Origin of the sequence: Neobacillus oceani, assembly GCF_046237595.1 — a bacterium.
In the GTDB taxonomy this organism is placed as follows: domain Bacteria; phylum Bacillota; class Bacilli; order Bacillales; family Cytobacillaceae; genus Bacillus_D; species Bacillus_D oceani.
In genome coordinates, this window is sequence record NZ_CP143543.1 from 2,647,143 (window position 1) to 2,661,307 (window position 14,165).

General features: G+C 43.3%; 17 protein-coding genes. 4 read left to right on the forward strand and 13 right to left on the reverse strand.

Annotation, left to right across the window (positions count from 1 at the left end):
- Positions 1–12: 12 nt before the first annotated feature.
- Together sipW and V1499_RS13280 are read right to left on the reverse strand one after the other, a co-directional pair.
- The gene (gene sipW / locus V1499_RS13275; protein WP_409270387.1) at positions 13–594 is read right to left on the reverse strand and encodes a signal peptidase I SipW; all 582 of its coding nucleotides are present in this window, start codon (positions 592–594) and stop codon (positions 13–15) included.
- Positions 595–706: 112 nt separating this feature from the next.
- Positions 707–1,174: a hypothetical protein gene (locus V1499_RS13280; protein ID WP_409270388.1), complete on the reverse strand. Its 468-nt coding sequence runs from the start codon at positions 1,172–1,174 to the stop codon at positions 707–709.
- A 257-nt stretch (positions 1,175–1,431) separates the two neighbouring features.
- Between V1499_RS13280 and V1499_RS13285 the strand changes: the two genes are divergently transcribed.
- Positions 1,432–1,797, forward strand: a complete 366-nt coding sequence (locus V1499_RS13285) for a helix-turn-helix domain-containing protein (protein WP_409270389.1) — start codon at positions 1,432–1,434, stop codon at positions 1,795–1,797.
- A gap of 92 nt (positions 1,798–1,889) precedes the next feature.
- Here the strand turns inward: V1499_RS13285 and tatC are convergent, their stop codons facing one another.
- Together tatC and tatA are read right to left on the reverse strand one after the other, a co-directional pair.
- The gene (gene tatC / locus V1499_RS13290) at positions 1,890–2,633 is read right to left on the reverse strand and encodes a twin-arginine translocase subunit TatC (RefSeq protein WP_409270390.1); all 744 of its coding nucleotides are present in this window, start codon (positions 2,631–2,633) and stop codon (positions 1,890–1,892) included.
- Positions 2,634–2,806: 173 nt separating this feature from the next.
- Positions 2,807–3,001 carry a twin-arginine translocase TatA/TatE family subunit gene (tatA, locus tag V1499_RS13295; RefSeq protein WP_118919925.1) on the reverse strand — a complete coding sequence of 65 codons (195 nt, stop codon included), beginning with the start codon at positions 2,999–3,001 and terminating at the stop codon, positions 2,807–2,809.
- Positions 3,002–3,310: 309 nt separating this feature from the next.
- Here tatA and V1499_RS13300 point away from each other — a divergent pair, with 309 nt between their 5' ends.
- A complete protein-coding gene (locus V1499_RS13300; RefSeq protein WP_409270391.1) occupies positions 3,311–3,550 on the forward strand; it encodes a hypothetical protein in 240 nt (79 codons plus the stop codon).
- 63 nt (positions 3,551–3,613) lie between these two features.
- Here the strand turns inward: V1499_RS13300 and V1499_RS13305 are convergent, their stop codons facing one another.
- The 9 genes from V1499_RS13305 to V1499_RS13345 all read right to left on the reverse strand — a co-directional run bounded on the left by V1499_RS13305 (position 3,614) and on the right by V1499_RS13345 (position 12,292).
- Positions 3,614–4,114, reverse strand: a complete 501-nt coding sequence (locus tag V1499_RS13305) for a dihydrofolate reductase (RefSeq protein ID WP_409270392.1) — start codon at positions 4,112–4,114, stop codon at positions 3,614–3,616.
- The gene (locus V1499_RS13310) at positions 4,111–4,905 is read right to left on the reverse strand and encodes a thymidylate synthase (RefSeq protein ID WP_409270393.1); all 795 of its coding nucleotides are present in this window, start codon (positions 4,903–4,905) and stop codon (positions 4,111–4,113) included. Before V1499_RS13310 ends, V1499_RS13305 begins: the two co-directional genes overlap by 4 nt.
- 49 nt (positions 4,906–4,954) lie before the next feature.
- Positions 4,955–5,659, reverse strand: a complete 705-nt coding sequence (locus V1499_RS13315; protein WP_409270394.1) for an anthrax toxin lethal factor-related metalloendopeptidase — start codon at positions 5,657–5,659, stop codon at positions 4,955–4,957.
- Between the two features lie 485 nt (positions 5,660–6,144).
- Complete coding sequence (locus V1499_RS13320) at positions 6,145–6,732, reverse strand: YpjP family protein (protein WP_409270395.1); 588 nt, start codon at positions 6,730–6,732, stop codon at positions 6,145–6,147.
- A 246-nt stretch (positions 6,733–6,978) separates the two neighbouring features.
- On the reverse strand, positions 6,979–7,755 hold the full coding sequence (locus V1499_RS13325) for a class I SAM-dependent methyltransferase (RefSeq protein WP_409270396.1): 777 nt from the start codon (positions 7,753–7,755) through the stop codon (positions 6,979–6,981).
- A gap of 99 nt (positions 7,756–7,854) precedes the next feature.
- A complete protein-coding gene (locus V1499_RS13330) occupies positions 7,855–8,289 on the reverse strand; it encodes a BrxA/BrxB family bacilliredoxin (RefSeq protein WP_409270397.1) in 435 nt (144 codons plus the stop codon).
- Positions 8,290–8,431: 142 nt separating this feature from the next.
- Entirely contained in the window at positions 8,432–9,565 is a 1,134-nt protein-coding gene (locus V1499_RS13335) for a conserved virulence factor C family protein (protein WP_409270398.1), read from the reverse strand.
- Positions 9,566–9,755: 190 nt separating this feature from the next.
- Positions 9,756–11,633 carry an ABC-F family ATP-binding cassette domain-containing protein gene (locus V1499_RS13340; RefSeq protein WP_409270399.1) on the reverse strand — a complete coding sequence of 626 codons (1,878 nt, stop codon included), beginning with the start codon at positions 11,631–11,633 and terminating at the stop codon, positions 9,756–9,758.
- The gene (locus V1499_RS13345) at positions 11,630–12,292 is read right to left on the reverse strand and encodes an HD domain-containing protein (protein WP_409270400.1); all 663 of its coding nucleotides are present in this window, start codon (positions 12,290–12,292) and stop codon (positions 11,630–11,632) included. The genes V1499_RS13340 and V1499_RS13345 overlap by 4 nt, the downstream gene beginning before the upstream one ends.
- A gap of 581 nt (positions 12,293–12,873) precedes the next feature.
- Here V1499_RS13345 and V1499_RS13350 point away from each other — a divergent pair.
- Positions 12,874–13,290 (forward strand): hypothetical protein, encoded by a 417-nt coding sequence (locus V1499_RS13350; RefSeq protein ID WP_409270401.1) that lies wholly within the window; start codon positions 12,874–12,876, stop codon positions 13,288–13,290.
- Between the two features lie 61 nt (positions 13,291–13,351).
- Positions 13,352–14,122: a hypothetical protein gene (locus V1499_RS13355; RefSeq protein WP_409270402.1), complete on the forward strand. Its 771-nt coding sequence runs from the start codon at positions 13,352–13,354 to the stop codon at positions 14,120–14,122.
- Positions 14,123–14,165 lie beyond the last annotated feature (43 nt).

Genomic DNA, 14,165 nt, shown 5'->3' on the forward strand with positions numbered 1-14,165 from the left:
GCTACAGGAGAATCAAACGGATTTAGGCTTTTCTAGGGTTTGCTTTCCCTGGTCATCATCAATAGAAGCGATTATTTTCCACATTTTAATGAGCGAGTATCCTAGCAAAAGTATTCCTGGGATAATTAACAGGACAATTTTCCCTGTTTTTGTGTGAAAGAAATCAAACAAGTATCCGATATAGGGAATAGTGAAACCACTGTATTTTGCAACTACATTACTCGAGGGGATTGGTTTTGTATCATTACCGTCGTTATTATCGCCTTTAGTGATATAGTTAATTTGCGAATCAGCTTTTTCAACTTTTACGATTCTATGAGTTATCAATACATTCGGATTATCAAGTGACTTAAAAGTTATGACATCTCCCTTTTTTAGGGAATCTACTTGTGTTACAGGTTTTACCGCTATTAGTGACCCTGTTTTTATCCCAGGTTCCATCGAACCAGAGAGTACAGTCAATATTTGATGCCCGAGAATTTGAGGAGTTCCACCTTGAATTTTTGAATAAACAACCAGAATAATAATGCAAAGTAAAATGCCGTATAAAGCAACTGATGTTATTCTCCCTAGCCATTTCATTACAATTTTCATAATTGTTTAAGCCCCTTTATTTAAGGTGAGAAATTTTACTCATGAATTTTAAGATTCTTATAATAAATTGTTCATTTGAGGTAGGTTCAATATCTACAGCTATTTTTATGGTTTAGGTATTATCGCTTTTTTCGCTTGTTTCTGTCTTTAGGGTCCCACTACTATTGTTTGGCTCTTCCTCCTGTAGTGGATCCTTTAATTCATGTTGATTGTTCTCACTTTCAGTTTTCACCTGATTATCACTTAAGTCGCTCTTCTCATTCGAATTTTGTTTTCCGTTTTCACCACAAGATTTTTCATCTTTATCTCCAGTTGAATCTTTTTTGTTCCCTTTACATTTGCACTCTTTTTTATGTGCCGCCGCATATTCAGGAACATCACAAAAATCTGCTTTGGCTGACAAAACATTACTGTTTACAGTACTATCTGAAAGAAATGAATATGTATCGTTTACTAGAAACATTGATCCCAGTAAAATAAAATACATGGCCCATGCTTTCCTAAAGAAAGAAGACTTATTTTTAATCTTTTTAATCAGCTGCCTTCTTGATCGTACTTTTCTCGATGGATATTGGGTCATATTATACTTTCCTCCATCCATTTTTTTTAAATAAGGTCTATCTCGAAACCTCTTTGTTCTTTTAAAAGAACATCTAACTGTAGTTTATTATATTATTACGAACTTGAAAAATCCCAAAAACGACCATATATTCTTTAAAAAGCACGTTTTTTACCCCTTTTCTCAATTTTTCTACTGTTTCCTCATTATTTTGTATTTTATAAAGAATAAATCGTTCTGTATAATGTATTTTAAGTCGTACATAAAAGGTGATAAGTATGGTTGGGACAAGGATCAAGGAACTGAGGGTGCAAAAGGGGTATTCAATTTGTGAGCTGGCTAGACTTGCTAATGTCTCAAAATCTTATTTAAGCCAGATTGAAAGAGGGCTGCATAAGAACCCATCGATTCAAGTCCTTAGTAAGGTAGGCAAAACACTTGGAACTTCTGTTGAAGGACTCCTTAAGGAAGAACATTCTGCTGGCAAGGATGAAATTGTTCTGGATAGTGAATGGAGAGAAATGTTAGTAACGGCTATAAAAGAGGGATTGAGAAAGGAGGACTTCGTGGAGTACAGGAAGTTTATGAAATACGAAACCTGGAGAAAGGAGCACAAATCCATTCATGAAGACCTACAAAAATAATTCAGGAATACCGTAAAACCCCCGCTGCTTGCCGCAGGCGGGGGTTAATTTTTGCACCAAAAAACCCCGGGAAAGTTGCCCGGGGCAAAACCTTATTCAGAAACAAATTCCGCTTCTTCTTGTTCCATTCTTTTGAGCCTCTTTTTGTAAACGAATTTAGAAAGGTTGACCGAAATTTCGTATAGCAGTAGCAAAGGAATGATTACCAGGAAATCGGAAACGGGATCCGGCGGCGTAATGATAATCGCAATGACGATCAGGATGAAATACGCATACTTGCGAATCTTTGTTAATACATATGGATTCAAAATGCCGAGCGAAGTCAGGAACATGACAACAGCCGGAAGTTCAAACAGGACTCCGAACGGGAGTGTCATATTTATGACAAAGCGGAAATATTTTTCAGCCGTGAAGTTTGTGACAAGCATGTCCCCGCTGAGTTCGACGAGGAAGGAGAGCACATTCGGAAAAATGACGAAATAGCCGAACGCAAGACCGGCAATAAAAAGAAGGAATAAAGCCGGAATATAGGAAAGCGATACTTTTCTTTCAACCGGCTTTAAGGCAGGTTTTACAAACAGCCATATTTGCGTGGCAAGAACAGGAATCGTCCCGGCAATCGCGATTAAAGATGCAAGGGTAAAATAGATCCAGACGATGTCACTCGGGCCAAGGACGATCAGCTTGACGTCAAGGTCGCGGACAAACCAATTGTAAATGTCCTCCACGTACACAAAGCCTATAATGAAAAAGGCCACAAATGCGACAGCGGAAATGATGATCCTTTTTCTCAGTTCATCAAGATGGTCAACTACATTTAATTCTTTATCTTCCATAAGATTCTCCCTGTCCTAAGTTGTGAACAACATAGGGCCTGCATCATCATGGGCAGGCACAATACTATTAGAAAAGGGTTCCTCCCGTTGCTCAGCATACTAGGAGCAAGACCGTGAACCCTCAATTGTCTGGATATAATTTGTCAGGCAATGGTTTTAGAACCAATGCCGTTTTACTTTGTAGCTTTTTTCTTCTCTTCCTCAAAATCTTCCATTACATCGCTTGTCAGTTCGCGGGTGGACTTTTTGAATTCACGCAGCGTCTGGCCGAAAGCACGGCCGATTTCCGGAAGCTTTTTAGGGCCGAAGATTATTAACGCAAGGACAAGGATAAGGATTAATCCAGGAACTCCGATATTGTTTAACATGTAGGAAACATTCCTTTCGGTATAGTAATTCTACTATGATTATATTACTTTATCTAAGCTTATGGGCTTTTTTCGGTTAAAATTCATTAGAAATTCACAAATGGGTAAATGAGCCCTTCGATATTTTAAGCTTTGCCTTGCATGTTCAATTTAACAATTACCGGTAAGATAGTCAATCGAATTACCCAGATAATAATTTTTAGAAAATTTTTGGATATTCACGATTCTTGTTTAATTTCATTGAACGCTTTTACATATACTATTTAAAACCATGCGCCAAATTAATCCTAAAGGAAGGGAGTGTACAGCATGGAATTTTCGCTTGATAGCTATGAATGCGTCCTGCCAGTGGAAGTGACCATCGACGATGACAATGGACGATACATGGTCCGGAAGAGTGACACAAGCGGGGTCTTTTTCAACACCCCTTTTGAACTGATCAGGTGGATCAGGGCGCATCTTCAGGAAGAGGAATTCCTTAAGCCCGAAGATTTTCGAAGCATGATGGGAAAGCTTGCGGAATACGAGCAGGCGGGCTACCTGGGATAAGAACGAAAAACATCAGCTCTGTTTGCTGATGTTTTTTACTTATTTGGCTTTGCAAAAAGAGTATTAAAGCAGCTGTTGTCCTTTCCTTGCATAAATCCTAAATTCATAATCATAAGGATTTTTCTCATCCCTTGGGCCTTTTTCAAAAGAAACTAATTCCCATTCATCTAGGTCAAATTCCGGAAAAAAGGTGTCGCCAGGAAATTCATCATGAATTTGTGTTATGTAAAGCTTGTCCGCGAAAGGAAACATTTCTTTGAAAATTTCCGCCCCGCCGATAACGAAGTATTCATCCTGCTTCTTGCTGCTGTACTCGACAAACTCCTCGATAGAATGAAGGACGGTACAGCCTTCCTGGGTATATTCACGGTTTCTAGTGATAATAATGTTTTCCCTGCCAGGGAGCGGCCGGCCAATTGATTCAAACGTTTTTCTGCCCATCGCAATCGGATGGCCCATTGTTGACCTTTTGAAAAACTTCAAATCCTCCGGCAAGTGCCATGGGAGTTTGTTGTTGTTGCCAATTACCCTGTTTTTGTCCATCGCCCAAATAAATGAGATCATACGCTGACAACCCCTTTAATGTGAGGATGCGGATCGTATCCTTCGAGGACGAAATCTTCATATTTAAACGAAAAAATGTCCTTCACTTCTGGATTGATGGCCATTTTCGGAAGCTTCCTCGGCTCGCGGCCAAGCTGCTCCTTAACCTGTTGGATATGATTTTTGTAAATATGTACATCCCCGAATGTATGGACGAATTCACCTGGCTCCAAATCGCAAACCTGGGCTATCATTAATGTCAAAAGCGCGTAAGAGGCAATGTTGAACGGAACGCCAAGGAACAAATCCGCGGAACGCTGGTACAGCTGGCACGACAATTTGCCGTCCGCAACATAAAATTGGAACATGCAGTGGCACGGGGCGAGCGCCATTTTGTCAATCTCCGCGACATTCCAAGCATTGACGATAAGCCGCCTAGAATCCGGGTTCGTTTTAATTTGCTCGATGAGCTCGCTGATTTGGTCAACAACCTTTCCATCCGCTCCTTGCCAGGAACGCCATTGCTTTCCGTAAACTGGCCCGAGTTCGCCGTTCTCATCCGCCCACTCGTTCCAAATCCTCACGCCATTTTCCTGTAGGTAGCGTACATTCGTATCCCCGTTTAAAAACCAAAGCAACTCATGGATAATCGATCTTACATGCAGCTTTTTCGTAGTGATAAGCGGAAACCCTTCACTCAAATCAAATCTCATTTGATATCCAAATGTGCTAATCGTGCCAGTCCCGGTCCTGTCGCCTTTTTCAGTGCCATTTTCAAGGACATGGCGGCACAGCTCCAAATATTGTTTCATCAGAACCCCTCCATCTTTCATAGATTGTAACAGAAAAGGCCTGGAATCATCAATCCAGGCCTTTTATTATATCGTATGTTAATGGAGCTTTTTCTTTTAATAGGATGTTTGTATCATCGCTGTAGTAGTATAATGCAAAAGCTTCGGCAAAGTATTCTTCGGAGTATGTGAGGAAATAGTCCTTGCCCGGAAACAGGCTTCCCCTCTCCTTTTCCCAAACCGACTTGAAAGGTTCACGTTTTGATTGATTATTAAATACAAGTTTGTCAACGGAATGCGCCAGCTCATGGAGTTCAAGATTGATTGAACCATGGCCGTTTCCCCTGTCGCTCGCGCCAATTTTAACGAGCACGACCTTCGACCCGCCGATTCCCGGAACATCATCCCATGTGAGTCCGTTTGTGTAGCCCCTTGGAGTAACACCCTTTAGGTGACGGGCGCTCGGATTGTCTGTCAGCTTCCTGTTAAAAAGCCTCACAACAATTCCTGCCCGATGAATTTTTTTCAGAAGCGATTCTGGCAAATTGGTGATCGTGTTAATGATTTCAACAGACTGTTCGATGTTAAAAGGCTCCCTAGGAAAAAGGATTGTCTCCCCGATGAGGCTATTCGCCTCCTTGTTATCTAATGCCTGCATCAACTGATGATTATTCTGTAAATCATTGAATGCAACCCCATCCGGCGCCGCCTTGGACGTTGTGAGGAACGACAGGAAAAAGAAAAACGATAACGACGCATACAACAATTTTTTCAAAAGAGCATCTTCCCCACATTGGATTCTGGTCATCTATCAAAATTATAGCATGGCTGCGGATAGGGCGACGGTGGTTTTTATTGGCAATTAAAGGTGGTGACATGGTTCTATAGACCGGCTGAACGGATTTCCTAGGGATTTTTGTGGTTAGTTCCCCGTTATTGATAGATTCCAAGGACTTTTACTCATTCGTTTTATCCTTTTTCATTTTATAATAGATGAAAACTTTGCTAGCACTCTGCTAGCGATTCCCGGAAGTTTTTCTGTTTTATCCGGAGTTTTTCTGTTATATCCGGAGTTTTTCTGTTTTATCCGTAAAGACAGTTTATTTTCCAATCCGGTTAATTTGACTTTTCTTACTTGGGAAGCCGTCTATAGTAGTCTGCTATTAACCAAGTTTCAACTTCATCGCAGCAAAAATCGGTCTTAATAAAAGCAAAAAGCCCGGCATTCTGCCAGGCTTTCCAACATATCGTTAGTATAAACTATGCCATCCATTTCGGAGGGGTGTTTTTGTCCCAGTAAATGCTGCCGAGGTTATGGTGCTCCTGGAAGTTGTCATTGAAGGTATGGTAATGGAAGTTGAACCAGTAGCCTGACTGAGGCGGGTTGTCCCGTCTGACATGGAAGCGGATGACGTCCTTCCCGGTCTGGCTGTTTTTGATGTTAAATATCTTTTCAGAGTGGCCTGCTCCCGGCTGCTCTGAGATGGCAAGGCTGGCCAAATTTTCATCCGGAAATTGGGTCGCTGTTTCTGCAATCGCTTTTTCGATATTAGGAAGGATGATTTCCCTGAATTCATTTTCAATGACCGGCTTTATTTTCGAACCGAATTTCTCATAGGAACGTTCTTCCGCAAGCTTGACCATGTTTTCTATGAATTGGTCCCTGTCCGCGACTTCTTCGGATTGCGCGCTCTCCGCGACAATCGGTTCTGTCTTGGCTGGCTCCCGTTCTGAAGCTTCGTTGTCGGCCTTGACGCGGTCCAATACACCAGGCTGGGCTGGCGTAATAAGGCCGAACGTCAGCAAGGACACCATGACGACGAACGACTTCCTAAGCCATTTATTCATATTCCCAACCCCCTTTCGAAAACGTTTTATCTATGTTAAATCTATTATACTCTTTTTTGGTGATGAATGGCTAACCTGGTTTTAAAGTTTTTTGTTGGGAAAAATAGAATATAGTATGGAAAATTAAAAGTAGGGATGTGATGGGATGGAATGGGTAGTTGGAGCTGGCTGCCTGATCATGCTCGGCTATTTCGTTTACTTGGCAATCGCGGATTAATGGCAGAAGCCGGCTTTCTGGGCCGGCTTTTAATTTTTCTCGATATAGCCAAAATGGAACTTAGCGGTTTTTCTCCTGATAGCAGTAAAACTGAATTCTTCAAATCTTGCGCTTAGGTAATGATCTTTTAAAACAACCCGTTTCCTCGCAACTCTTAGCGCTTCCGTGATTTCCTCGCCGCCAATTCCCCCATGCAGCGCGAAATAGCGAAGTGCCTTGATTCCTTCCGATTCGTCGATGCTTACTTCGAACATCGGGTCGAAATAGACGCAATCAACAGATTCATCTGGCTGTGATTTTAAATAGGCTAGTGCGTCACTGTGAATCGCGCGAACCCTTTTCATGGCGGCATTCAGCTCGTCTACATCGGAATGCCAAGTGTGCAAGCCTTTTTTTACAATATACCCGAGATATTTATTCCCTTCTGTCCCCGTCACCATGCCGCTCTCCCCAACAACAAGGCTGGCCACAATGGAGTCCGAGGCAAGGCCAAGCGTGCAGTCAAGGAAAGAATCCCCTTCCCGTAAGGCAGCCGCCTCAACTAATGGGTCATGTCCGCCATCGATCAGCCGCTTCACCCTGAACATCGCGGACGAAGGATGGAAAAAGAAAGGCTCTTCCTCGCCATACGCAAAAAGTTTAATGCTCTCGTTCCCGGCAACAATGCAGCCGCTGCCCCTTTCTTTTCGCAATTGGGAAATGGACTTCTTTTTACGTGGGATAAACGGAATGGCGAGATCTTCAGCGACAGCCCTTGCTCTGCTTATCATTGTTTCAGTCACCCTGCCGGCAGTTGTTACAAACATATACTGATTCCTTTCTTTGTGGAAAAAAGTAGCCTCTACTTACTTTGGGAAATTTTTTAAAAGTGCCTCAGATAAAAAAGGACGCCCTTGGGCATCCTTTTAGCAGTTTGCTTCGAAAGCGGACAATAGGTTTTCCATAACGCCTTCCATCGTTCCCCCTTCAATGTCATGCCTTGGGATAAAGTGGACGACTTCCCCATCCTTCAACAATGCGATCGATGGCGATGACGGCTCTATTCCGCCAAAGTATTCACGCATCTTTGCGGTTGCATCCTTATCCTGGCCGGCAAAAACGGTCACAAGATGGTCAGGCTTCTTTTCGCTGTTCAAAATTGACTGAGTTACGGCTGGGCGCGCAAGTCCCGCGGCACATCCACAAACGGAGTTGACGACAACGAGGGATGTGCCTTTCGAATCCTTCATGAACGCATCAACTTCTTCAGGGGTATTAAGTTCTTTAAAACCGGCATTGGTTAACTCTTGACGCATCGGCTGGACCATTTGCCTCATATATTCTTCATATGCCATTGACATAATAAAATCCCTCCAATTCTAATTCTAATCGTAAGCATACTACATTTTTATTCTAATTCCAAAATCCTTGCTTTCAAAATCTGATAGGCGAGTATTGTTTTTTTGGCTATGCTTTCCTTGATTCCTTCATCACGTATTTATGCTACAAATTGGCTTTTCGGGCCTCGGTCATTTGCTTCCAGACAGAGCCCTTCGCTTCTTCGCCGCCTTCAATCCTTGCGATGGCCATTTTCGCCTGCATGGCAACCTCGAATTCGGGATCGTCCGATGCTTCCTTTAAGGCTTCGAGGGCGGATTCATCTCCGACCTCATAAAGGAACATCGCCGCGCGCCAGCGAACGAGCTTGCTCGTATCCTTTAGCGCTTCCGCCATGGCGGGCGTCGCTTCGGCAAATCCCAGGTCTGATAAACAGTCGCCGGCGGTTCTTCTGACCGTTACCGTTTTATCCTTCAATGCTTTATAAAGTAGAGGAAGTACGGCTTTGTCTTCAATCATCCCAAGATAGACGGTCGCAAGTCTCCTGATCGAAGGTTTCTCATCCTGCAGTGCTTTTTCCAGCAGCGGTAAGTCCTCAAGTTCCGGGTCAGGCATTTGTTCAAGCTTCTGATAACGGACCCGCCAATCGGGATTCTCAAGGTCTTCAGCGGTAATTTTATGGCGTTGCCGCGGTTGCCTTGCCTGGATGGATGAAGCGCCTGCTTGGGCCACTTTAACAAGATCCTCAAGCCGCGACTCCGGATAAGCTGCGGTAAGTTCCTCTACAACTTCATTTCCAATCTGGTCAAAATCACCGTAACGGACCCCAAAATCCTGCCATTTACGAAGCAGTATGTAATTTTCGCCATCAAGTTGCGCTTTTTCCCTGGCAGCGAGGAAGTTTGCTGGCATACCAAACCGCCTTTCCTCGTTTCCATCCGTCAATTTTACCTGGAGAGGGATATCCTTGAACATTTGCACCTGGACGCTGATTTCCCCGAAATTAGCGGTCTCAGGGCTTGCCTCATCTTCATTTTGGGCGGATTCACCAAACGCTTCCCGTACTTTGGCGAGGAGGTCCTTCCAATCGTACTTTGCGTTCCGTTCAACGGCAATGAAGTTGGCGACATGGTAGACGCCTTTAATCCCTTCAATTTCAAGTACTTTCCTTATTACCGGAGGGGCTCCCTCCTGATTTTCTTTTTTATAATTATGGCTCTTGCCCATCGGCAATTCCTGGTCAAGATTGATCTTCATAGTATTTGGGCTCGGGGTTGGTTCAATGGACATAATTCTCACTTTGTTCACCTCACCTTTACTGTAACATAATGGCTTTTTCATTTCATTCAATGTAACTACTTTTTGTATAGTAAAAACGGTACTTGCGCGCTCTAGGTAAAGATGGCGAGGGGTAGCGATGAAGACAGTTTCGACTGGCTTTCACTCTCCAACTGTCTTTATCACCATGGATGGCTTACGTGTTATTAAACTATCCCTCCACAATTTCCGAAAGATAAGACCAGCGCTCAATCAGCCGCTCGAGTTCTTCGTTCAGCTCCGTTTCTTCCTTCATGAGGTCGTGGGCGAGTTCGAAGTTACTTCCTGTGGATGCCATTTCCGCCGCAATCTCTTCAAGCCTCGTTTCAATGCTGCCGATTTTATCGTCAATCGTTTCACATTCCTTCTGTTCCTGGTAGGTCATCTTTTTCTTCTTTTCCTTCACCCTGGACGGCTGTTCGGCAATTGGCTTTGAGGCAGCATCTGCTCTTTCCGTTTCCTGCTCGAGATACTCGGAATAATTGCCATAATAGGAGTCTACTTTCCCTCCACCCTGCAAAATGAGAAGCTGTTCGGCTATTTTATCAAGAAAATACCTATCGTGGGAAACGGTAATGACGACTCCCGGAAAATCATCCAGATAGTCTTCAAGAACTGTCAGCGTCTGCGTGTCCAAATCGTTTGTCGGTTCATCCAGCAACAAGACGTTCGGTGCATCCATCAGGATTTTCAGTAAATACAAGCGACGCTTTTCCCCGCCGGAAAGCTTTCGGATTGGCGTTCCATGCGATGCCGGGGGAAACAGGAACCGTTCAAGCATCTGGGAAGCCGAAATCGTTTTGCCATCAGTCGTTTCAATGACCTGGGCCGTTTCCTTGATGTATTCAATCATCCTTAAGCTGTCATCCATGTCTTCGTTTTCCTGGGTGTAGTAGCCGATTTTCACCGTTTGGCCCATTTCATATTCCCCGTTGTCCAAGGGGATTCTTTTAGCCAAAATATTCAATAATGTTGATTTCCCTGTTCCGTTTCGCCCGATGATGCCAAGTCTGTCGCCCGGTTTTACAAGCAAGTTGAAACGATCGAGAATTACTGTGCCGCCAAATGCTTTGCTCGCATCCTTCAACTCGAACACTTGCTTCCCGAGCCGGCTTCCACTCAAAGAAATATCAACTTTTTCACCGCTCCGTTTGCCGGAAATTTGATCCTCAAGTTTTTCAAACCGGTCAATTCGGGCTTTTTGCTTCGTTGACCTGGCCTGCGCCCCTCGCCGAATCCATTCAAGTTCTCGCCTGAAAAGGTTTTTCTTTTTATCAAGGGTAGCCGCCTCGTTTTCCTCGCGAATGGCTTTCGCCTCAAGAAAACTAGCATAGTTGCCTTTGTATGAGTACAAATTGCCGCCGTCCAGCTCCATAATCCGGTTTGTGACCCGGTCAAGGAAATACCGGTCGTGGGTCACGAGCAGGACAGAACCGTTGTAGCTTTTCAAGTAATCCTCAAGCCATTTTACCGAGTTGAAATCAAGATGGTTTGTAGGCTCATCAAGAATCAGCAAATCCGGGGCTTCAATCAGGACGCCGGCAAGGGCGACCCTCTTTTTTTGGCCGCCTGACAGTTCGCCAATTTTTTTCGAAAACCCTTCTACCCCTAGCTTTGTTAAAATCGTTTTCGCGGTTGTACTCGCATCCCAGCCGTTAACAGTGTCCATTTCCTTTTGTATCGCGAACAGCTCCTCCTGAATCCGAGCGTCCTCGGGAGAAGCTTCAAGCCTGGCCAGACATTCTTCGTATTTCCTCATTGTCCTGACCACCTGTGCATCCCCATGGTATACCTGTTCCAGGACAGTCAGTTCAGGGTCAAGATCTGGCTGCTGGTCAAGATAGGCAATTCTGTAGTCCTTGGCCGCCGTTATTTCCCCAGAATCCGAATCATCCACCCCAGCGATGATTTTCAACAAGGACGATTTTCCTGTTCCATTAATGCCAATCAGGCCAATTTTCTCTTTTTCCCCAATGGTAAAAGAAATATATTTAAATAATTTCTTTTCCCCATATGTTTTCGAGAGGTTTTCTACAGTCAACATTTTCATAACAAGCAATCCCACTCTCTTTCAAATTGGGTGAGGAAGGCCTCCATAAAAAGCTGCCGTTCCTCAGCCATCTTTATAGCCGTTTCTGTATTCATCAAGCCTTTTAATTTTAAAAGCTTTTCGTAAAAATGGTTTATGCTTGACGATTTTCCATTTCTGTATTCATCAAGCGTCATATTCTCCCGGATTCCAAGATTCGGCGCATGGATTTGCTGGCCCTTTTTTCCGCCATACGCAAAAGCGCGAGCAATGCCGATGGCGCCAATCGCATCGAGGCGGTCCGCATCCTGTACAATTTTTGCTTCAATGGACGGAAGCTCTGCTCCATTTCCGCCTTTAAAAGAAATCGAGTAGACGATTTCATTGATTTTTTGTTTAGTTGTATGTTCCAGCCCAAGCCGGTCGAGAAATTCGTCAAGCTTTTTCCGTCCAGCTTCCGCAGATTTATTCAGTTTTTCGTCCGGAATATCGTGAAGAAGCGCGGCCATTTCGATGATGTTCCGGTCACCTGCCGCTTCCCCATCGGCGAATAACAGAGCATTCTTCCTGACCCGGTCCACATGGTGCCAATCGTGGCCGGTCGGGTCTTCGCCCATCTCCTTTTTCACATACCGTTCTATTTCAGCTATTACTTTTTCCACAACCGCACTCCCCTTCATCCTGCTATTTTACCATGAAAAGAATATCCGGGTGAACCTTCCTTCCTAACATCCAGGCTGCGATTCGTCCATCCCTTCATGATCGCCGAACTGTATTCGACAAATTTAGGGTGGTGCCTGGCACTGTTCGTACTTTTAGATAGATAGGATGACTCGACCTCATCATTAACACCAATACTGGAAACAATCGATACCTTTATAGGTACGTTAGTTTCTTGACAGTTGTTTATTTACAAATTGAAAAAATGCAGCAAGGGCCGCTTTAAATATCCTGCCCTTCTATATATATGTGGAACTCATTTGTAAAACAAACTCAGAACTGTTCACACTTTCCTCCAGTAGAATGTTCTTTATTAGATATCATTTGTTTTTAATAATGAACGAAAAAGTGAGAAAAAGCGAGCAAAACGCCAAATACCTAACCTTTTATTACAATTTCCCCAATATTTGGATGTTTTTCAGGTTTTATTTATTGAATCTGTCAATCTATAATAAATTTATCAGTTCAATATAAAGAACGAAAAGAGAATGAAAAAGAACAGGAGGGATGAAGCATTAAGCGATTACTAGCAGGCTTTCTATTGATTACCTTGTTGTTTGGAACTGGAACTGCCTATGCTTATCCAGCTTACGGCGATGCCCTATCGGACTGGTATAGCCGGGCATTGGAAAAAAACCGTCTACAAATGAAAGAAACCACGGAAACCGAATTGAAGAAATCCCTTGAAGAAATGCCAACCTTTATCCGGGATACCGGCGATCAAGCAAAAGCGCAGTTAATAGAGTTCCAGACCAAACAAACCGCTGCCACTGTCCAGGCAATCGAGGACCACAAAAACCATTACCTCCAAGACCTTCAAGCCGCTAAAGAACACCTCATGAAAGAAAATAAAACAACCATGGAGACGTATAAACAGCAAAAGATCGCAAATGAAGCCGTACAAGTAGATGCAGAAGCAAAAAACATTCTTAGGGAATTGTTAGAAAACCTTGATTAATAGAACCCGCAAGACATGGGTTCTTTTAATAAAAACACTAATTGAGAGGATGAAAGAAAACATGAAATCAATCAAATCAAAAATCGTAACAGGTGCAGTAGCAGTAGGTTTACTATCGGGGGTTGGGGCAGCGTTCGCGAACACGGATGCAGGTGAGCAACTTCAAACATGGTACAACAAACAATTCAACGGCTCGCAATTTGCCATTGCACAAGACTCCGCTGCTTATTCTGCCGAAAAGTCAGAAGCTTTTCAAACAGAATACAACGGGATAAAGGCAAAAGTTACGACAGACATCAACGAGAAAAGGAATTCCGCAACAACGGCTAGTACTGGAGCCATTAATACAACAAAAGATAACTACATAACTAAAGTTAACAACAAGAAGACTGAAATCTCCAATGCAATGGCAGCACAATTTGACGGAATCTTTAATTTGGCTAACCTTGCAATCAATGCTGCAGGCGTCACTACAAGGGAAATTGCTTATTTCGAACTAAAGAACCAGGCTAGAAACGATGGCAAAGCTGCATTGTTACAGGTTGAAAATGACATTAATGCTGCCCAGGCCGCCGCAAAATCAGACCTTGAAGCAGCTATCAAAAATGCCAAAGATGAACTGACATTACAATTAAATGGAGAAACACAAGCTACAAAACAAGAAATCAAAGATGCAATCGACACCAAAATTAACGAGCTGCGCACTTTGATTACTGCCAGGGCAAATGCTTTGGTACAAGAACAGCAAAATGCCATCCAAAACAAAGCCAACGATCTTGAAGCTAAAGCGAAACAAGAACTTGAAAATATTGTAAGTGGCATCAAAAACTAAAACTCTACCTCTATCAGAGCCATTATCCGGCTCTGATAGATTT